This is a genomic window from Caballeronia sp. dw_276 (assembly GCF_018449635.1).
In the GTDB taxonomy this organism is placed as follows: domain Bacteria; phylum Pseudomonadota; class Gammaproteobacteria; order Burkholderiales; family Burkholderiaceae; genus Caballeronia.
The window spans coordinates 544,515-562,794 of sequence record NZ_JAAVUV010000003.1; the positions used below are offsets into that span (position 1 = coordinate 544,515).

Here is an 18,280-nt window from a genome sequence, read left to right on the forward strand (position 1 = left end):
CAATGAGAAAACTTCCGCCAGACGAGCGGATGATCCGGCAGGCGCTATTTCACCACATCGGCAGCGCCGGCTGTCCCGAAGCGCCCATACAGGTCATGCGCACAGCACCCGGATTTCTCGCGCCATGACGGCGCTCAGGCACGCAGGACAAGCGTTCCGTCACGATCCGAAAAACGCGGAGGTGCGGCTTGGACGGCGCTTTGCCGTGCTTGTTCCGCGATTTTGCAATTAATGACAGGGTTTTTACCAAGCCGGCGTTTCGCAACGAAGCGGGCCATTTTTATAGACCGGATGGCCAACGCGCGCTGTTCCCGTCCGGTTTCCGCTCCACGCCCTGATGCTTGCGGTAAAATTGCGTTTGTTCCCGGCGGCGTTTCACCTTACGTTATGCCGCACCCGTTTCTGAATCGCTTTGATCCAACGGAAGTCGAATCATGTACCAGTCGGACATCACCCAGTTCATCAACAAGCTCAAAGAGCAAAAGCCGTCGCTGGAAGACGAACAGCGCAAGGGCCGCGCGCTCCTGTGGGACAAGCAGCCGGTCGACCTCGACGAACGCGCGAAGCTGAAAACGTCGCGGGTCGAGCAAACGTCCTACGTCTATTACCAGAACTTCTGAACGTGAGTTCAGCGCGCGACGCGCAGCACGCTGCGGATCATTCGGGAACAGATAAGGACGATCGCGCCGCCGCGCGCGCCGCGCCTGCGACCGATTCCACGCCGAATACCATTGACGGCGTAGCGTTCGCGCATTTGTACGGCGAGCCGCTCTGGAAGCTGCCGACGGATTTGTATATCCCGCCGGACGCGCTCGAGATTTTTCTCGAGGCGTTCGAAGGCCCGCTCGACTTGCTGCTGTACCTGATCCGCAAGCAGAACTTCAACGTCCTCGACATCCCGATGGCGGACGTGACGCGCCAGTATTTGGGCTACGTCGATCAGATTCGCGAATCGAATCTGGAGTTGGCGGCAGAATATCTGCTGATGGCGGCCATGCTGATCGAGATCAAGTCGCGCATGCTGCTGCCGGTGAAAAAAGCGGATACCGGCGAAGAAGCCGAGGATCCGCGCGCCGAACTTGTGCGGCGCCTGCTCGAATACGAGCAAATGAAGCTCGCGGCGCAGCGACTCGACCACATTCCGCAACTAGGCCGCGACTTCCTGCGCGCCGAAGTGTATGTGGAGCAAAGCTCGGCGCAGCGCTTCCCCGACGTCGATGTGAACGACCTGCGGGCCGCCTGGGCCGACGTCATCAAACGGGCGCGGCTGGTCGAACATCATAAGATCTCGCGCGAAGAATTGTCGGTGCGCGAACACATGAGCGTGATCTTGCGGCGTCTGCAAAACGCTCGTTTCATGGAATTCGGCGATCTCTTCGACCCCACGCGCGGCGTGCCCGTCGTGGTCGTGAATTTCATCGCCATGCTGGAGCTGTCGCGCGAATCGCTGATCGAGATTACCCAGGCCGAGCCGTATGCGCCTATCTATGTGAGGCTCGCGTATTCACCGGCTTGAGCGTGAATCCTGTTCATCTGGCGCGATCTTGCATAACCCTTCTCTTTTTTCCCTCGGAGCCGCGTGTTCTTCGCGTTGCCCGCAAGGAGTCACCCGCTAGATGAAAGTCATCAGCTCGATCCATGAACTGCGCGACCAGTTGCGCGGCCAGAACCGAACCGCCTTCGTCCCCACGATGGGCAACCTGCACGAAGGCCATCTTTCGCTGATGCGCCTCGCGCGCCAGCACGGCGATCCGGTCGTCGCCAGTATTTTCGTAAACCGGCTTCAATTCGGCCCCAACGAAGATTTCGATAAATACCCGCGCACGCTGCAAGACGATATCGAGAAACTTCAGGCCGAAAACGTGTATGTGCTGTTCGCGCCCACGGAAGCGGATTTGTATCCGGAGCCGCAGCAATATCGCGTGCATCCGCCGACCAACCTGGGCGATATCCTGGAAGGCGAATTCCGCCCCGGATTTTTCCAGGGCGTGTGCACGGTCGTGATGAAACTGATGTCTTGCGTCCAACCGCGCGTGGCCGTGTTCGGCAAAAAGGATTATCAACAACTGATGATCGTGCGGCAGATGTGCCATCAATTCGCGCTGCCGACCGAGATTGTCGCCGCCGAAACCGTGCGCGACGCAGACGGCCTTGCGCTCAGTTCGCGTAATCGCTTTCTGGCGGCCGCCGAGCGCGCCGAAGCGCCGGTGCTGGCGCAAGCCCTGAATCGCGTGCGCGACGCGGTGCTTTCGGGCAATCGCGACTTTGCATCGATTGAAAAAGAAGCCGTCGATTCGCTCGCACTGCGCGGCTGGCAACCGGATTACATCGCGGTCAGAAAGCGCGTGGATCTGCTGCCGCCGGGGCCGGCGGACACGGACGCGCCGCTTGTCGTGCTGGCCGCCGCCAAGCTCGGCACAACGCGCCTGATCGACAATCTGGAAATCTGAACGAGGAACGCATGCAGCGAACGCTGTTGAAGTCGAAGATTCACCGCGCAACGGTGACGCATTGCGAATTGCATTACGAAGGCTCGTGCGCAATCGACGAGGACCTGCTGGAAGCGGCAAATCTGGTTGAAAACGAGCAAATCGATATCTGGAACGTGAACAACGGCGAGCGACTGACCACCTACGCCATCAAGGGCGAGCGCGGCAGCGGCATGATTTCGCTGAATGGGTCGGCGGCACGCCGCGCGCAGCTGGGCGACCTGGTGATCATCGCGGCGTTCGCGCTCGTTGATGAAGCCGAGTTGAAAGCAGGCTGGAAGCCGGACCTGGTTTTCGTCGATGGAAAAAACCGGATCAAGGGAAACCGCGATCATGTCCCAACGCAGAACTGGACCTGAATAAAACAACGCCGGCGGCCATAAAAAGCCACCGGCGTTTTTCTTGGTGAAACCCTACTTCTTTGACACCCACTCGATAATCGGCTGCCACTGCTCGAGATCCTTCTCCACCCGGCTTCGCGCCACGTCCCAGATGGTCAGTCCGTGCGCGGCGGCCTGCACGTAGTTTTGCGTGTCGCGCAGATATCCGAGCACCGGCAGGTCGAGTCCTTCAACAAACCGATGCAGTTGGTCCGCCGATTTCGTGCGGGCATCGACACGCATTCCGACCACGCCCACCTCGATGCTTCCCTTGCGGATCGCCTTCTCCTTCTGGAGCCGGACGAGAAATTCCTGGGTGGCGAGGATATCGAACATGGATGGCTGGAGAGGCACGATCACCTTGTCCGCCAGTTCCAGCGCCAGCGCGAGGCGCGTGCCGTGGATTCCGGCCGGGGTATCGATAACTGCCTTTTCCAGGCCTTTTGGCGGTTTGGTCGGGGCGTCCACGTTAGTGGTCCACTCCTCGATCTTCGGCAGCGTGTCGGGCCGCAGCCCCAGCCAGCCATGCGCGGACTGCTGTTTGTCAAGATCCGCGAGCGCGACCCATTCGCCGTTTGCCGCGAAATATCCGGCCAGGTTCGTCGAAAGCGTGCTTTTGCCCACGCCGCCTTTCGGATTTGCCACCACGATCACCGTCATAGATCCATTCCACGTGTTTTGCCAGCGCGACGGGGCCTCGTGATGCGGTCTGCGAGACCCGGTCGTGCTGTAAGCGCTGTAATAAGTGAAAAGTTCGAGCCGTTGATACTATCGGATTTGCTTGTTTCAATCCACGCACGCGTCAATCACCCACCCATTCAGCCAAGGACTAAACCAAATGGCCGTACTTCGCCCCGATGTCACCCTCGAACATTTGCGCGAGCGCCAGCGCGGCACGCTGCCCGATCTGTTGGGCGTGGAAGTGGTATCGGTTGAAAGCGGCGCGCTCACCGGAAAACTAGCGGTGCGGCCGGAAGTCCTCGCGCCCAATGGTTTCCTGCACGCAGCGACCGTCGTCGGGCTGGCGGATACATGTTGCGGCTACGCGTGTATCGCGCATTTGCCCGAGGGTGCGAAGAATTTCACGACTATCGAGTTGAAGAGCAATCACGTGGGAACCGCGCGCGACGGCGTGATCATCGCTCGGGCGACCGCCGTGCACCTCGGGCGCAGCACGCAGGTCTGGGACGCGATTGTCACGAATGGTGACGGTAAAACCATCGCGTTGTTTCGATGCACGCAGATGATCCTGTATTGACCGAAAAACGAAAGCGGCCTTCAGGCAAATAAAGCTGCGAGCGCTTTCAGATCCAGCGATTCGCCCAGCGTGTCCGCAAGACGATCCAGCGACGCTTCACGCAACGCAGGATAGTCGAGCGCCTGGGCATCGCGCAAACCGGCCCATTCGAGCAGCGCCGTGCAGGCCTCGGGGGTATCGAAAACGCCGTGCAGATAGGTCGCGGCGATCTGGTTATCGGCGGAAATGGCGCCGTCCGGGCGATCACCGTCGAGCAAGACCGCCGGCCGCGAAAGCGCCGCGCCCGTCGTGCGGCCCATGTGGATTTCGTAGCCGCGCACCGGGGCTGAAGCATCGCCGATGGTCAAGCGCCCGTTCACGTTATCGAGCAGCTTGTCGGCGGTCAGCGTGGTATCGAGTTCGAGCAAACCCAGGCCGTTCACGCAGCCGGCAGGGCCTTCGAAACCTTCCGGGTCATCGACGGTACGGCCGAGCATCTGCATGCCGCCGCAAATTCCCAGGACTTTGCCGCCGTATCGAAGATGCCGCTCGATCGCGCGATCCCAGCCGTTCTCCCGCAACCACGCGAGATCGCGTTGCACGCTTTTCGATCCCGGCAACACGATCAGATCAGCCGGCGGCGGCGCGGTTCCGGCACGCACGTATGAAAAATCCACTTGGGGATGGGCGCGCAAGGCATCGAAATCGGTGTGATTGCTTATACGCGGCAAGGCCGGGACGATTACCTTCAGCACCTCCGCGCCCGCTCCGCGCGTGTGGAGCTGGCTCGGCAACATGTCCTCGGCATCGAGCGTCAGGCCGTGCAGATAAGGCACAACACCAAGCACGGGCTTGCCGGTCTGCGCTTCGAGCCAGTCGAGACCGGGCTGCAGCAGGCTGATATCGCCGCGAAAACGGTTGATCACGAACCCCCGAACCCGCGCCCGTTCCGTCTCGGATAAACACGCGAGCGTCCCGAGCAAATGCGCGAACACGCCGCCGCGGTCGATATCCGCCACCAGCACGACCGGGCAATCCACGCGCTCGGCAAAACCCATATTGGCGATGTCCCGATCGCGCAGATTTACTTCGGCCGGGCTTCCCGCCCCTTCCACGATGATCGTGTCGAATCGCTGCTGAAGACGGGCGTACGAGGCGAGGACGGCATCGAAGGCGATGGTTTTGTACGCGTGGTACGCGCGGGCATCGAGATTGGCGTGCGCGTGGCCGTGGATGATCACCTGCGCGCCGCGATCGCTGGTGGGCTTGAGCAGCACGGGATTGAAGTCGATCTCGGCATCCACGCCCGCCGCGATCGCCTGCAAGGCTTGCGCGCGGCCAATCTCGCCCCCGTCCACCGTGACCGCGCTGTTCAGCGCCATGTTTTGCGGCTTGAACGGCGCGACTTTCATGCCGCCACGCAAGGCCAGCCGGCATAAACCTGCGACCAGCGTGCTCTTGCCGGCATCGGAAGTCGTGCCCTGGATCATCAGCGTGCCGCGCGGTGCGAAGTGCATATCGGTCGTGGGTATTAGGCAAGCCGCTATGTTAGCGCCCGCCGGTACAATATTGCGATGACTTCCCCCGATCTCACTTTCATTCTCGGCGGCGCGCGCTCGGGCAAGAGCGCGCATGCCGAACGCATCGCCACGGATAGCGGTTTGCCCGTCACCTATGTGGCGACGGCGCGCGTTGGCGATAGCGAATTTGCGGCGCGCGTGGAGCTGCATCGCGAACGCCGGCCGGCGCAATGGGCGCTGGTCGAAGCGCCGCTCGATCTGGGCGGCGTGCTGCGCGAGCTGGATCGCGAGGGACATGTGGTGCTGATCGACTGCCTGACGCTGTGGCTCGCCAACCTGCTTTTCCCCGCCGATGGCACCACGCCCGACGGGCCGCCTTTGCAAGCGTTCAACGCCTTCGATGCCGCCCTGTCACAGGTCAAAGGGAAAGTGATCATCGTAAGTAACGAAATAGGACTGGGCGTCGTGCCGATGGGATCGGTGACACGCCTTTACGTCGATGAACTCGGCCGCCTGAACCAGCGCGTCGCCGCCGCGAGCACGCACGTGACCGTGATGGTGGCGGGCCTGCCACTCGTCCTCAAAGGCTGACAATGCTGCTGCTCTCGTTTTACGTCACGGCAATGCTCGCAATAGCGGGCGTGGTCGTCGACAGGATTTTCGGCGAACCGGCGACGCGGCATCCGCTGGTGTCGTTCGGCCGCTTGGCAACGCGTATTGAAGCGCGGATGAACACCGGGTTCCGCGCCCGCCCGGCGGGCATTCTCGCGTGGCTCGTCGCCGTCGTGCCGCCGGTTTTGATCAGCTGGATTCTCGTGAGCGTGCTGCCGTTCGCCGCCGCTTGCGCCGTCCACGTCGCGCTTTTATGGTTCGCGCTCGGCGCCAAGAGCCTGCGCGATCACATCGTGCCGATCGCGCGTGCGCTCGGGCGCGGCGATCTTCCGGAGGCGCGTTCGCTGACGGCGCGGATCGTATCGCGTGAAACCGCCAACGCCGATGAAGCCGCCCTCTCCCGCGCGGCCGTCGAATCCGCGCTGGAAAACGGCAACGATGCGATCTTCGGCGCGCTTTTCTGGTTCGTGATCGCGGGCGGTCCGGGTGCGCTGATGTTCCGCCTGGCCAACACGCTCGATGCCATGTGGGGTTACAGGACGCCGCGCTATTCGCGCTTCGGCTGGGCGGCCGCCCGTTTCGACGATGTCCTCAACTACGTCCCCGCGCGCCTCACGGCGGCGAGTTATGCGCTTCTTGGCGATACCCGCACGGCGTGGCGCTGCTGGCAAACACAAGCGCCGCTCTGGGACAGCCCGAACGCGGGGCCGGTGATGGCATCGGGCGCGGGGAGTTTGAACGTGCTGCTCGGCGGCGCCGCGATGTATCACGGCACGCTCGAAACGCGCCCCGTGCTGGGCTTCGGCATGACCGCCGCGCCGAAACATGTGGTCGCGGCGCTGCGGCTGGTCGAACGCACCACGGTGCTCTGGCTCGTGCTATTGCTGGTGCTGGCTTTCACGGGCGTGGGATTTCATGGCTGAACCGATACGACACGGCGGCAACTTACGCGAAGCCGCGACGCGATACGGCATTGCGCTCGCTGACTGGCTGGATTTATCGACGGGGATCAATCCGCGGGCTTATCCGGTGCCTCCTGTGCCCGTCGATGCATGGCGCCGCTTGCCCGAAGACGCCGATGGTTTCGCCGAACTCGCCGCGAAACACTATGGCGCGCCGGGCGCGTTGCCCGTTGCCGGTAGCCAGGCGGCAATTCGCGCGCTGCCAGGCTTGCTTCCAAAAGGCGTCGCGGCCGTTGCGCCGCTGACCTACGGCGAATACGCGCCGGCGTTTGAACGCGCGGGGCATCGTGTTGTGGCACTTGATGTGGTGTCCGCGACTTTGCCGAAAGACGTCGATCACGTGATCGTCGCCAATCCTAACAATCCAACCACCGAGCGTATCGATCGTGATGTTTTGCTCGAATGGCACGAGCAACTGACGGCACGTGCAGGCACATTGATCATCGATGAAGCTTTCGCCGATGCTTACGACAATGCTTCGCTGGCGCCGGAGACTTACCGTGAAGGTCTGGTCGTGCTGCGTTCGGTCGGCAAGTTCTACGGTCTGGCCGGAATCCGCGCGGGCTTCGTGCTCGCGTCCCAACCGTTACGCGATGCCTTGAACGAGACGCTCGGCGCGTGGACCGTGAGCGGGCCGGCGCGGCATGCGGTGTCGGCCGCGTTCAACGATCACGCCTGGCAGACGGAAACGCGCACAACACTGGCGCGGGAAAGCGCGAGGCTCTCCGCGTTGATCCGCGCTCAGGGTTTCAAGCCGTATTCAACGCCGCTTTTCGCGTGGTTCGAAACCCCGAACGCCGCAAATCTGCAACGCGCCCTTGCGGAAAAAGGCATCTGGACGCGGCTGTTCGAGCACGGCGCATCGCCGAGTTTGCGGATTGGACTGACGGGCACGGAAGGCGAATGGTCGAGGTTCTCGGAGGCGTTTGAACAAGCCGTTGGCAAACAATGACATGACCTTCCGCTTTCTTGTTGCGCTCTTCTTTTTTGTCACCACGCAAGCCCACGCGCTCACCGTCACCGACGATTCCGGCGCAACCGTCACGCTAAATGCCCAGGCGCAACGTATTGTCAGCCTCGCGCCGCACGTCACCGAACTGCTCTATGCGGCGGGCGGCGGCGATCGAATCGTCGGCGCGGTCGAATACAGCGATTACCCGCCGCAAGCGAAATCGATACCGCGCGTCGGCGATAACAAATCGCTCGACCTCGAACGCATCGTCGCGATGAAACCCGACCTGATCGTCGTGTGGCGGCATGGCAATGCGCTGCGCCAACTCGATCGGTTGCGCGAACTCCACGTGCCGATGTTCTTCAGCGAGCCGCACAAACTTGAAGACATTCCCGCGACCATCGATAAACTCGGCGTCCTGCTCGGCACATCGAATGAGGCGAACAAGGCGTCGAATGCGTTTCGCCACGACATCGACAACTTGCGAATGCGTTACGCAAAGCAATCTCCCGTGAGCGTGTTCTATCAAGTCTGGGACGATCCGCTGATGACGCTCAATGGTTCGAGCACGGTCAGCGAAGTGATCGAATTGTGCGGTGGGCGAAACGTGTTCGCCGATCTGAAACCGCTCGCGCCGACGATCTCGACCGAAGCCGTCCTCGCGGCCGACCCTGAAGCCATCGTCACGGCGACGCCTGGCGCGACGAAATCGGAACGCGCGTTGCCATCGCTTGAAACATGGCGGAAATGGCCTTCGATGAAAGCCGTCGCGCGCGGCAATCTGTTTGGTATCGACGGCGATCTGATCAATCGTCCAACACCGCGTCTCGCGCTCGGCGCAAAGGCGTTATGCGAGGATCTGGACGCGGCGCGCGCGAGGCGTCCGAAGTAGGTTCAAGCGTTCCATCGCACGAGCAACCATTCGCCGCGCACGCGTTTGAGCCAGACGATCGCGCCGAAATCGAGCGGCCATTGAATGACGTTCGCGCGTTTTAAACCAAGCAGATGGCCGGTCAGAACGCGCATGACGCCGGCGTGCGTGACGACGTGTACCGGGCCTTCCCGGTCAACCGCAAAAACCGAATCCGCCCAACCAGCGACGCGCCCGGCAAACTGCGCAACGCTCTCGCCGCCATGCTCGCGCGCGTGCTCAAGATCGGCCGCCCATGCATCGAGCATCGCGCGATCGATACCGTCCCAACGCGCGCCTTCCCATGTGCCGAAATCGAGTTCCTGCAGGCGTGGATCAGTTTGGATTGGGCCAAGGGATTCGGCCAATAGGCGGCATCGGCTTAACGGACTGGTGTGCCAGGCGCCATTCAGGTCAGGCGCCTTGAGCGTTTGCAAACGCGCTTTAATCAAGCGCGCCGATTCGGCTGCGTCCGCGAGAAGCGGAACGTCGGTACGGCCGTAGCAAATCCCGGCATCGATACCCACGGCCGGATGGCGAATCAGGACGAGATCCATGCAAGTCCGATCAAGTAGATGGCGAGTTCGAAGAGTTGCTGCGCGAAGCCGAGGCAATCGCCGGTATATCCACCGATGCGCCTGACAAAATACCGCCCGATAAATAACCGCATCACCACAAGCGCCACAATCAACACACAGCCAAGCCGCCAATCGGGCCAAAATAGCCACGGCAATCCGATCACCACGGCCAACACGAACGCGCCGAAACTCATCTTCTGCGCGACCGGTTTCGCCTTGCCTTCAGCACGAACGTAGTCGAGCGTGCAGAGGTAGCTGATCGCGAACGTGCGGCTCGCGGCGTGCGCGCCGACGATCATCCATGCAGTACGCAAGGGCAACATCGAAGCGAGCGTTTGCCACTTCAAAGCCAGCACCACGATCATTGCAATCGCGCCAAACGCGCCGATGCGCGAGTCATGCATGATGCGCAACGCGTCCTCGCGCGTGTACGCGCCGCCGAAGGCATCGACGCTATCGGCGAGACCGTCTTCGTGGAACGCGCCGGTCAAAAGAAGCGTTGCCGCCATCGATAACAACACGGCCACGCCCGCCGGAAAAACCTGCAGCGCGCCGAGATAAACCACCGCGCCAACCCCGCCGATCAACACGCCGATCAACGGAAAATACCGCGCCGCCGCGTTCAGATAATGCGCCTCGAAGCCGACCCAACGCGGCACCGGCACGCGGGTGAAATACCCGAGCGCGGTGAAAAAATATCGAAGTTCCTGCGATGGCCGGTTCATAGCGCAATCATGAAGCCTTGTCCGATACACCCGCCGATTCGAAGCTCGCCATCTCGTTGATGAACGCGACGGCCGCGCGCAACAAGGGCAGCGCGAGCGCGGCGCCGGTGCCTTCGCCGAGCCGAAGCCCAAGTTGCAGCAAAGGTTTCGCATCGAAAAAATCGAGCATTCGCGCGTGTCCCGTTTCATCGGACGCATGCGCGAAAACGCAGTAATCGAGCACGGCCGGATTGATCGCGTGCGCAACAAGCAGCGCCGACGTGACAATGAAACCGTCGACGAGAATCGTCATCCGCGCTTCGGCCGCCGCAAGAAAACCGCCGGCGATCATTGCGATTTCGAAACCGCCGAACGTGGCGAGCGTACCGATTGGATCGGCGGACAACGCATGCTTTTTCAACGCTGCGGCAAGCACGTCGCGCTTGTGATTCAGGCCGGCATCGTCGAGTCCTGTACCGCGTCCAACGCATGCATCGATTTCAATCTTGCAGATACGGCTCATCAAACACGCCGCCGCCGACGTATTCGCGATCCCCATTTCGCCGAAGCCGATCACGTTCGTGCCGAGCGCCGCGTGATGCCGCACGCGTTCGGCGCCACGCGCGATGGCTTGCAACGCTTCATCACGCGTCATGGCCGGTTCGTGCGCGAAGTTGCGCGTGCCGCCGCGACGGATGGCGGCATCGACGAAACCTTCCGCCGCCGGCGATGCACTCGCCACGCCCGCATCCACGACCTCCAGCGTCATGCCCGACGCCTTCGATAACGCGTTGATCGCCGCCCCGCCCGCAATGAAATTCGCGACCATCTGCACGGTCACCTCCTGCGGGAACGGGCTCACGCCTTCGGCCGCGATGCCGTGATCGCCGGCGAAAACGATCATCGCCGGACGTTCGATACGCGGCCGCACCGTCCGCTGAATCAGGCCGATCTGCAGCCCGAGCGATTCGAGCCGTCCGAGACTGCCGGGCGGTTTGGTCTTTGTATCGATGACATGTTGAAGCTCGGCTGTCATCGAACGGTCGAGCGGTTCGGGGCGCGGAAGATTTTCGGGCATGGTCGGGTTCATCGTGGAATTGAGCGCATCACGGGCACGAGCGCTTCGTGTCCGTCCTGCTGAATCAAGGTTAGCGGATAGCCGAACGCGGCGCTTGCGCGCTCGGGTGTGAGGACATCGCGGACGAGTCCGGCATGCGTGTGGCCGGCGCCGTCGAGCAGAAGAGCGTGCGTGGCGAAACGCCGGGCGAGGTTCAGATCGTGACACGAGAAAATAACGCTGCGTTCGCGCGCGTTGACCCATTCGCTCAACGCTTCGAGGCAATCGATCTGATGATGCAAGTCGAGATGCGAGAGGGGTTCATCGAGCAGCAAAAGCGGCGCGTCCTGGCATAGGGTCGCCGCGAGCGATACACGCTGACGCTCGCCGCCGGAGAGCGACTGGACATCGCGCGATGCAAACGAAGCAAGGCCAAGCGTTTCCAAAGCGGCGTGCGCAGCCGCGCGGTCTGCATCGCTTTCCCAACCCCAGCCGGTCAAATGCGGGAAGCGATTGAGCAGGATGGTATCCAGGACGGTGGCGCTGAATGCATCGTGCGAGGCTTGCGGCATCAACGCGCGGCGACGCGCCAGCTCATTCGAACGCCATTCCTTGAGCGGTCGTTCATCCAGATAAATCGCGCTTGATGCGTCCTTCGCCAACCCCGCCAGCGCCGATATCAACGTCGTCTTCCCTGCACCGTTCGGCCCCGCGATGCACCACATCTCGCCGGGCGCGAACGTCTGCGTGAGATCGTTGATCAACACGCGATCCGCCGCGCGCAAAGTGAGTTGCTTGACATGTAGGCCGTTCATCGCGCGCGCCTCAGCAGCATCCACAACAACACCGGAACGCCGATCAACGCCGTAATCACGCCCACGGGCAACTGCGCAGGCGCGATCACGGTGCGTGCGATCAGGTCGGCGCCCATCACCGCAAGTCCTCCGGTCAACGCCGATGCCGGCAGCAACATGCGCTGGTCGTTGCCGAACGCGAGCCTTAACACATGCGGCACGACCAGCCCGATAAACCCGATCGTCCCGGCGGTCGTAACGGCAGCGGCCGCCGCCAGCGACGCCACCAGATACACGCGCAAACGCAAACCCACGACGCGCACGCCGAGCGCTTCGGCCGCGATATCGCCACGAAGCAGCACGTTGAGTTGCGGCGCGGCCGGCACGATCGCGATCAGCGCGACCAGCAACGCGATCAAAGCGGGCCATGGCATCGCGACGCCGTTCAAGTCGCCCGTCAGCCAGAACACCATGCCCCGCAAGCGGTTTTCAGGCGCAACGGCCAGCATCAAGGTGATCAACGCGCCCCACCCCGCCGCGATCACCGCGCCGGTCAACAACAATCTCGGCGATGCATCCTGCGGTTCGCCACGCCACAGCTCGCGCCGGGCGAGGCCGAGGACAAGTAGTATCGATAAAAACGCGCCCGCGAATGCGGCAAGATCGACGCTCCACCATGACATCGAAAACAGCATCGCGGCGAGCGCGAACGCCGCCGCGCCGCCCGATACGCCAAGCACATATGGTTCAGCCAGCGGATTGCGCAACAACACTTGCAGCAACGCGCCGGCCATCGCGAGCAACGCGCCCGATGCAAAACCGCCAAGCGCACGCGGCAAACGCAGCGTGCGCACGATTTCATCGAGCACGTCATTACCCGGCGATACAAGCGCGTGCAGCACGCGCACGGGCGACATGGGCACGCTGCCAATCGCGAGCGACGCAACAAACACGGCAAACGCCGCGAAAGCGAGCGCGATCCAGACGGTCACGGCGCGCCGGGCGTCCATGCGTCTAACGCTCACCGCTGCTGCCACCCGAGCGTGATGTAGGCACCGCGACGCGGCGTGTTGTACGAATATGCAAGCTGGTAGTCCTTGTTGAAGACGTTGTCGAGACGCGCGCCGACGTACCACGACTTCGTGATGTCATATCGTGCCGACAGATTCACCAAACCATAACCGCCAAGCGTCGAATCGAAATCTTCGCGCGCGCCGCTCGTGATCCATTCGCCGCCGACGCGCCAGCCGCCTATCGACCGGTTCACCGCGAGCGTCGCAAAACGCCGGGCACGGCGCGTGAGATCCTGCTGGTTGATTTCATCGATGGGATTTTGCAGCGTGAACGACGCGCGGACATCCGTGCGTCCCACGTGGCCCTGCCACGATCCCTCGAGCCCCTGCACCTTCGCCCGCCCCACATTCTGCGCGATGAAAAACCCGCTGCCATCCGATACGTAATCGATCAGGTTCGTGTAACGCGTCTGGAAGGCGGTCAGCCGCAAGATGCCGACCGTACTCGATGCATATTGCAACGCGGCTTCGAGCGAATGGCTGCGCTCGGGTTGTATCGATGGATTGCCGCTGAACGGATAGTACAGATCGTCGAAGGTCGGCGCGCGGAATGCATCGGAATAGCTGAACGTGGCTTTCCAGTGCGCGTCGAAACGGTAGCCGTAACCGAGGTAATAGCTGTTGGCGCCGCCGAAATCCGAATACTGGTCGCGTCGCACGTTCGCCTGAAACTGGTTTGCCCCGATGTTGCCCACATATCCCGCGAAACCCGAATTCACATGACGATCGGGAGCCGTGACCTGGTCCGAATCAAGCGTCTGATCGAGATGTTCGTAGCCAAATACGAATTTGTGATCCGGCGTCAGTGCAAGGTCGTTCTGCCACGTGTACTGGTGGTTTTCCGAGTTGAACTTGCTGTTGTACACGCCGTTCAACTGCGTGTCCGCGCGATCCTGACCCTGCGCGACGGTGAAGTGCGTGGTCCAGTTGTCGGTGATCTTGCCGTTTGCAAAGACCGAAGTGGAACGCACGCGGTTATGCGATTCGTTGTCGTCGGTGGGCTGGCCGTAAGCGTTATCGAAACTGTTGATGCCGTTCGACTGCAGGAAACGCACGCCGGCGTCCCATTTATCGCTGAACTGATGACGCAACGTCGCCGATACGCTTTCGTTCAGATACCCGTTCGCGTTCGGATTCACATTTGGTGAAGTCGCGGGATCTATCGATGAAAAGCCGTCCGTCTTCTCGCGCGAGAGCGTCACGTTGAACGTGGTGCGGCCGTCTTTATCGAGCGCGCCGTTCGCGCCGGCCTGCTGGCGCTGCGTGTGATAGCTGCCCACCTCGGTCTCGAAGTTGAAGCGCGGCGGGTGATTGCCACCGTCCTTCGTGAATATCTGCACGACCCCGCCAACCGCATTCGACCCATACAGCGCCGACACGTTACCGTTCACCACTTCCACGCGATCGATCTGGTCGAGCATGAGTTGCGAAAGTTGCGCCGCACCGAGCCCGGCGGACTCGACGCGCACGCCATCTATCAACACAAGCGATTGCGCCGATGACGCGCCGCGCAAGAACAAGCTCGCGCTCGAACCCGGGCCGCCGTTGCGCGTGATCTGCGCGCCGGGGGCGAGCGCAAGCAGGCCGGCGACGTCGGTGGCGTTTGAATCGGCGAGGTCCTGCTGGTCGAAGAGCGTTGTCTGCGCGATAGAATCGGCGAGCGTTTGCGGCGCGCGGGTGGCCGTCACCACGACGGGCAGAAGCATGACGGGGTCGGACGCCGCGCCGGAGGAATCCGGAGAGGACTGAGCATTCGCGACAACGGGTAAACTGCCGAAAAGCAGCAGGACAGCGCGGGTAATGGGTGAAACCATGGTTGCAGGAAGATCCGGTAAAGGCATGCGTGACCCGCTCCCCGCGGGTCCATGCGTGACGAGCGCAGCCGCGAAGCCGTGCTCTCCCCAAGGCCGGTATCCGGGCTGGCGACGCATCGGCCCGCCTTCCCGCGCATTAAACGCAGTGGCATGAGCGTGTCGTCCGCGCCATTTCGGGTCATTTCAGTTAGTGAAATGCCATCAAACTGCTGTGAGGCGAGCGGAAGTCACGCGTGGAACCGGCTTGCAACTTGCGTTGCGGTCGCTTACCGTTGCGGGGGCAGCGCAGGTTGGCGCGGTCCAGGCGGACTTTGCTCCCTGCTTCCCGTTTAACTGCGCACGCTGGATCAAGCATGCGCGAGCACCAAGGTGCCGCGAGTTTAAGAGCGGCACACGGACCCGTCAAGAAAGCTGGACCATGGGTCGCACGGGTTGCCTGGGATAGCGTTTCCGCACTCGATCGAGCTCATGATTCAACGGCGGTTCCGCGCATGCGGAAGAATTTGAATGCAATTGAAGCGGCGCTTCGAGACACGTATTCGAGTGCCTTAAGAAGCCGTTTTGCGAGCCATTTAACAAGCGTTAAAAAACTGCGAAAGACAACTCGATAAATCATTTCCCCTTACGAATAAAGGCTCGCGCCGATGCATTGACATCAAACTGCTGTTACGTCTGGAAACGAACCAAATTTCTGAAGCGCCAGCGAAGCGCGCTAAAATGCGAGGTCTTAAGAGGACGCAGCACATGCTCAACGAACTCGAATCACTGTCACAAAATATCGGCCGGCTGATAAAAATCAGCGAACGCCATCATCAAGCGCACGACGCACTCGCCCAGCAACTCGACCAGTTGCGCGCGGAGTTTGCACTCGCGCAGGAAGAGCTCGCGAACATGCGCGAAGAACGCGACGCCCTGGTGGCGGAGCGCGATTCGTTATCGGCGAAAATCGACGACGCACAAGTTCGCCTCAACGCGATTCTCGAAAAATTACCGCGTGCGAAAAGCGTACCCGAGCCGGATAACCAGCTTGCCCTTTTGCCTCCCGATGCCAGCAGCCAACCGGACACCGCCGAAGCGGCGAACGGCGCGTTGCATGAAGAATCACACCATCACGGAGAAAAGGCATGACGACCAAGCAGATCGAGGTATCCATTCTCGGTGCGCCCTACCGGCTCGCTTGCTCGCCGGAAACCGAAGCCGCATTGCGTGAAGCAGTCGCACGCGTGGATGCTGAAATGTCGAAGGTGCGCAATGCAAGTAGCGTGCGCGGTACGGACCGGATTGCGGTGATGGCGGCGTTGTCGCTCGCATCGGAATTGCTCAAGCTGCAGAGCAGCGTACGCCACGGCGAAGCGTTTCCAGCTGAAGAAATTCGCCGCACGATGCATCAAATGAACGAACAACTCGGCGTCGTGATTTCACAATACGAAGCGCAGTAGATAAACGCGCAGATGTTTGCTGACGCCTCGATTGGTCAATCCCGCGCGTGCAAAGTCAAGAACGTTATTGCATTGCGCGAGTGACCTGATCGGAGACATAAAGTTTTCCTGCATCAGTGCTGCATCGGCGGGGCGATTGGTGTACAGTGGTTGCTCCCTGCCTGGTTTGCCAAGGTCATATATTCCTTGAACCAATGCCATTGTGCACGGTTGTGGGATCTTGTAGCACTGGCGAGCGCGTCACTCTGTCTGATGAGCCCAAGGTGCTGCTTACTGCGACCAATCTTGAACCCAGGTTCAGGATGCCGGCCTAGCGGCTTGGGCGGGGACCTCATTCTGCAGCATGCGTTTTTTCAGGCGCAAAGCTGCAAGCAAAAGGTTGATCAAGCTAACGGCGTCGGAATTTTTCCGATGCCGTTTTCTTTTGTACCGTGCGCGCTTTGTGAACATTGAAGCAGTGCACATTTCTCTCGGGCGACGTTCATGCGCTACTGGCTGATGAAGTCGGAACCGGACGAAGCGAGCATCGACCATCTCGCTCATGCTCCAAAAAAAACCTTACCCTGGACCGGCGTGCGCAATTACCAGGCGCGCAATTTCATGCGTGACGGCATGCAGATTGGCGACGGTGTGCTGTTCTATCATTCGAGTTGCCCGCAACCGGGTATAGCCGGCATCGCGAAGGTTTCATCCGCGGCTTATCCCGACCCCACGCAATTCGATTCATCCAGTCCTTACTACGATCCAAAGTCATCGCAGGACAAGCCACGCTGGCTTCTCGTCGATGTCCACTTCGTCAAGAAGACAACACTTATTCCCCTCTCCACGCTGCGCGATCACGCAGAGCTTGCAGACATGCAGGTGCTTGCGCGAGGTAATCGTTTATCGATCACGCCTCTCACCGAAGCACAATGGCGCTTTATCACCGAACATCTTTTGTAACTCGATTGTAGGGAACTTCGTGAGTGCGAGTGTCACCTAAGCATCGGTCACAATGACGTGCACTCATGCTTACGGAGTTAAACGATGACAAAGAAAAATACCACTTCGACACTCGCGGCCATCGCCCTGCTTGCAGGCGCTGCCATGGCGCAGAATGCGTCGGCGCAAAGCACGGTCACGCAGGCACAGCCGTCCGGCGTGCTGTCGCTGGCTGCGCAAGCGAGCGAAGAAGTGCCTCAGGATGTCGTCGACATCACGCTCTTCTACGAGCAGGAAGCGAAGGACGCGGCATCGCTCACTAGCGTGCTCAATCAGCGTGCCGATGCTGCGCTGCGCATGGCGAAGGGTGTGGATAACGTGACGGCACATAGCGGCGCGTTCACGGTGTATCCGTCAACGGATCGTGACGGCCGCATTTCCGCGTGGCGCGGTCGCACCGAGGTCGTGCTGGAATCGAAGGACTTCACGGCCGCAACCAAGCTTGCGGGAAAGATGAGCGATTCCATGCAGGTGGGCAGCGTGACGTTCTCGCTGTCGCCCGAAGCGCAGCGCGAAGCGGAGCAGAAGCTCTCCACGCGCGCGATTGCCTCTTTCAAGCAGCAGGCGCAGGCTTCATCGCAGGCATTTGGGTATAGCGGTTATGCGATTCGCGAAGTGAATATCGGGCATAACGGGTCATCGCCGCGACCGGTGATGATGATGGCAGCCCGCAGCATGAACGCGGACGCGAAGATGGCCGCGCCCATGGCGCTGGAAGCCGGTACGTCAACCGTGACGGTGAATGTGTCGGGATCAGTGCAGATGAATCGATAAACTT

The 18,280-nt window shown here is 61.2% G+C and carries 22 protein-coding genes, 1 other RNA gene and 1 riboswitch; of the genes, 15 read left to right on the forward strand and 8 right to left on the reverse strand.

What is annotated here, in order from left to right; all coding sequences use genetic code 11:
• Nucleotides 1-2: 2 nt before the first annotated feature.
• From HB633_RS30795 to panD, 5 genes are all read left to right on the forward strand, one after another.
• The gene (locus tag HB633_RS30795) at nucleotides 3-128 is read left to right on the forward strand and encodes a hypothetical protein (protein WP_255580808.1); all 126 of its coding nucleotides are present in this window, start codon (nucleotides 3-5) and stop codon (nucleotides 126-128) included.
• A 303-nt stretch (nucleotides 129-431) separates the two neighbouring features.
• Complete coding sequence (locus HB633_RS08335; RefSeq protein ID WP_172811963.1) at nucleotides 432-620, forward strand: DUF3460 family protein; 189 nt, start codon at nucleotides 432-434, stop codon at nucleotides 618-620.
• A gap of 110 nt (nucleotides 621-730) precedes the next feature.
• Nucleotides 731-1,516: a segregation/condensation protein A gene (locus tag HB633_RS08340; protein ID WP_213777712.1), complete on the forward strand. Its 786-nt coding sequence runs from the start codon at nucleotides 731-733 to the stop codon at nucleotides 1,514-1,516.
• A 100-nt stretch (nucleotides 1,517-1,616) separates the two neighbouring features.
• Nucleotides 1,617-2,450: a pantoate--beta-alanine ligase gene (gene panC, locus HB633_RS08345; RefSeq protein WP_213777609.1), complete on the forward strand. Its 834-nt coding sequence runs from the start codon at nucleotides 1,617-1,619 to the stop codon at nucleotides 2,448-2,450.
• 11 nt (nucleotides 2,451-2,461) lie between these two features.
• Nucleotides 2,462-2,848, forward strand: a complete 387-nt coding sequence (gene panD, locus HB633_RS08350) for an aspartate 1-decarboxylase (protein WP_213777610.1) — start codon at nucleotides 2,462-2,464, stop codon at nucleotides 2,846-2,848.
• 54 nt (nucleotides 2,849-2,902) lie between these two features.
• On the opposite strand, the gene HB633_RS08355 is transcribed toward panD, so the two are convergent.
• On the reverse strand, nucleotides 2,903-3,529 hold the full coding sequence (locus tag HB633_RS08355) for a ParA family protein (protein ID WP_056351823.1): 627 nt from the start codon (nucleotides 3,527-3,529) through the stop codon (nucleotides 2,903-2,905).
• 178 nt (nucleotides 3,530-3,707) lie between these two features.
• Between HB633_RS08355 and HB633_RS08360 the strand changes: the two genes are divergently transcribed.
• A complete protein-coding gene (locus HB633_RS08360) occupies nucleotides 3,708-4,127 on the forward strand; it encodes a PaaI family thioesterase (protein WP_213777611.1) in 420 nt (139 codons plus the stop codon).
• 20 nt (nucleotides 4,128-4,147) lie between these two features.
• Here the strand turns inward: HB633_RS08360 and HB633_RS08365 are convergent, their stop codons facing one another.
• On the reverse strand, nucleotides 4,148-5,623 hold the full coding sequence (locus HB633_RS08365; protein WP_213777612.1) for a cobyric acid synthase: 1,476 nt from the start codon (nucleotides 5,621-5,623) through the stop codon (nucleotides 4,148-4,150).
• 57 nt (nucleotides 5,624-5,680) lie between these two features.
• Between HB633_RS08365 and cobU the strand changes: the two genes are divergently transcribed.
• The 4 genes from cobU to HB633_RS08385 are packed head-to-tail and all read left to right on the forward strand — an operon-like array spanning nucleotide 5,681 to nucleotide 9,044.
• Nucleotides 5,681-6,217 carry a bifunctional adenosylcobinamide kinase/adenosylcobinamide-phosphate guanylyltransferase gene (gene cobU, locus HB633_RS08370; protein WP_213777613.1) on the forward strand — a complete coding sequence of 179 codons (537 nt, stop codon included), beginning with the start codon at nucleotides 5,681-5,683 and terminating at the stop codon, nucleotides 6,215-6,217.
• A 2-nt stretch (nucleotides 6,218-6,219) separates the two neighbouring features.
• Entirely contained in the window at nucleotides 6,220-7,161 is a 942-nt protein-coding gene (cbiB, locus tag HB633_RS08375; RefSeq protein WP_213777614.1) for an adenosylcobinamide-phosphate synthase CbiB, read from the forward strand.
• Nucleotides 7,154-8,152 (forward strand): threonine-phosphate decarboxylase CobD, encoded by a 999-nt coding sequence (gene cobD, locus HB633_RS08380; RefSeq protein ID WP_213777615.1) that lies wholly within the window; start codon nucleotides 7,154-7,156, stop codon nucleotides 8,150-8,152. Before cbiB ends, cobD begins: the two co-directional genes overlap by 8 nt.
• Nucleotide 8,153: 1 nt before the next feature.
• A complete protein-coding gene (locus HB633_RS08385; protein WP_213777616.1) occupies nucleotides 8,154-9,044 on the forward strand; it encodes a cobalamin-binding protein in 891 nt (296 codons plus the stop codon).
• 2 nt (nucleotides 9,045-9,046) lie between these two features.
• Here HB633_RS08385 and cobC read toward each other — a convergent pair whose 3' ends face one another.
• From cobC to HB633_RS08415, 6 genes are read right to left on the reverse strand one after another with little or no spacing between them, the layout of a single operon-like run.
• On the reverse strand, nucleotides 9,047-9,619 hold the full coding sequence (gene cobC / locus HB633_RS08390; protein WP_213777617.1) for an alpha-ribazole phosphatase: 573 nt from the start codon (nucleotides 9,617-9,619) through the stop codon (nucleotides 9,047-9,049).
• The gene (locus HB633_RS08395; RefSeq protein ID WP_213777618.1) at nucleotides 9,604-10,365 is read right to left on the reverse strand and encodes an adenosylcobinamide-GDP ribazoletransferase; all 762 of its coding nucleotides are present in this window, start codon (nucleotides 10,363-10,365) and stop codon (nucleotides 9,604-9,606) included. The genes cobC and HB633_RS08395 overlap by 16 nt, the downstream gene beginning before the upstream one ends.
• 7 nt (nucleotides 10,366-10,372) lie before the next feature.
• Nucleotides 10,373-11,422 (reverse strand): nicotinate-nucleotide--dimethylbenzimidazole phosphoribosyltransferase, encoded by a 1,050-nt coding sequence (gene cobT, locus HB633_RS08400; RefSeq protein ID WP_213777619.1) that lies wholly within the window; start codon nucleotides 11,420-11,422, stop codon nucleotides 10,373-10,375.
• Nucleotides 11,423-11,430: 8 nt separating this feature from the next.
• Nucleotides 11,431-12,216, reverse strand: a complete 786-nt coding sequence (locus HB633_RS08405) for an ABC transporter ATP-binding protein (protein WP_213777620.1) — start codon at nucleotides 12,214-12,216, stop codon at nucleotides 11,431-11,433.
• Nucleotides 12,213-13,205 carry an iron ABC transporter permease gene (locus HB633_RS08410; protein WP_213777714.1) on the reverse strand — a complete coding sequence of 331 codons (993 nt, stop codon included), beginning with the start codon at nucleotides 13,203-13,205 and terminating at the stop codon, nucleotides 12,213-12,215. Before HB633_RS08410 ends, HB633_RS08405 begins: the two co-directional genes overlap by 4 nt.
• An 11-nt stretch (nucleotides 13,206-13,216) precedes the next feature.
• Entirely contained in the window at nucleotides 13,217-15,082 is a 1,866-nt protein-coding gene (locus HB633_RS08415) for a TonB-dependent receptor (RefSeq protein ID WP_213777713.1), read from the reverse strand.
• 73 nt (nucleotides 15,083-15,155) lie between these two features.
• Nucleotides 15,156-15,466, reverse strand: a riboswitch (cobalamin riboswitch).
• 360 nt (nucleotides 15,467-15,826) lie between these two features.
• On the opposite strand from HB633_RS08415, the gene HB633_RS08420 reads away from it, so the two are divergent.
• The 5 genes from HB633_RS08420 to HB633_RS08440 all read left to right on the forward strand — a co-directional run bounded on the left by HB633_RS08420 (nucleotide 15,827) and on the right by HB633_RS08440 (nucleotide 18,276).
• A complete protein-coding gene (locus HB633_RS08420; protein ID WP_213777621.1) occupies nucleotides 15,827-16,210 on the forward strand; it encodes an ATPase in 384 nt (127 codons plus the stop codon).
• Nucleotides 16,207-16,521: a cell division protein ZapA gene (locus HB633_RS08425; protein WP_056351781.1), complete on the forward strand. Its 315-nt coding sequence runs from the start codon at nucleotides 16,207-16,209 to the stop codon at nucleotides 16,519-16,521. Before HB633_RS08420 ends, HB633_RS08425 begins: the two co-directional genes overlap by 4 nt.
• Before the next feature lie 151 nt (nucleotides 16,522-16,672).
• Nucleotides 16,673-16,854: non-coding RNA, 6S RNA (gene ssrS / locus HB633_RS08430), on the forward strand.
• 150 nt (nucleotides 16,855-17,004) lie between these two features.
• Nucleotides 17,005-17,463, forward strand: coding sequence for an EVE domain-containing protein (locus tag HB633_RS08435; RefSeq protein WP_213777622.1), 459 nt, complete (start codon nucleotides 17,005-17,007; stop codon nucleotides 17,461-17,463).
• A 144-nt stretch (nucleotides 17,464-17,607) separates the two neighbouring features.
• The gene (locus HB633_RS08440) at nucleotides 17,608-18,276 is read left to right on the forward strand and encodes an SIMPL domain-containing protein (protein WP_255580823.1); all 669 of its coding nucleotides are present in this window, start codon (nucleotides 17,608-17,610) and stop codon (nucleotides 18,274-18,276) included.
• Nucleotides 18,277-18,280 lie beyond the last annotated feature (4 nt).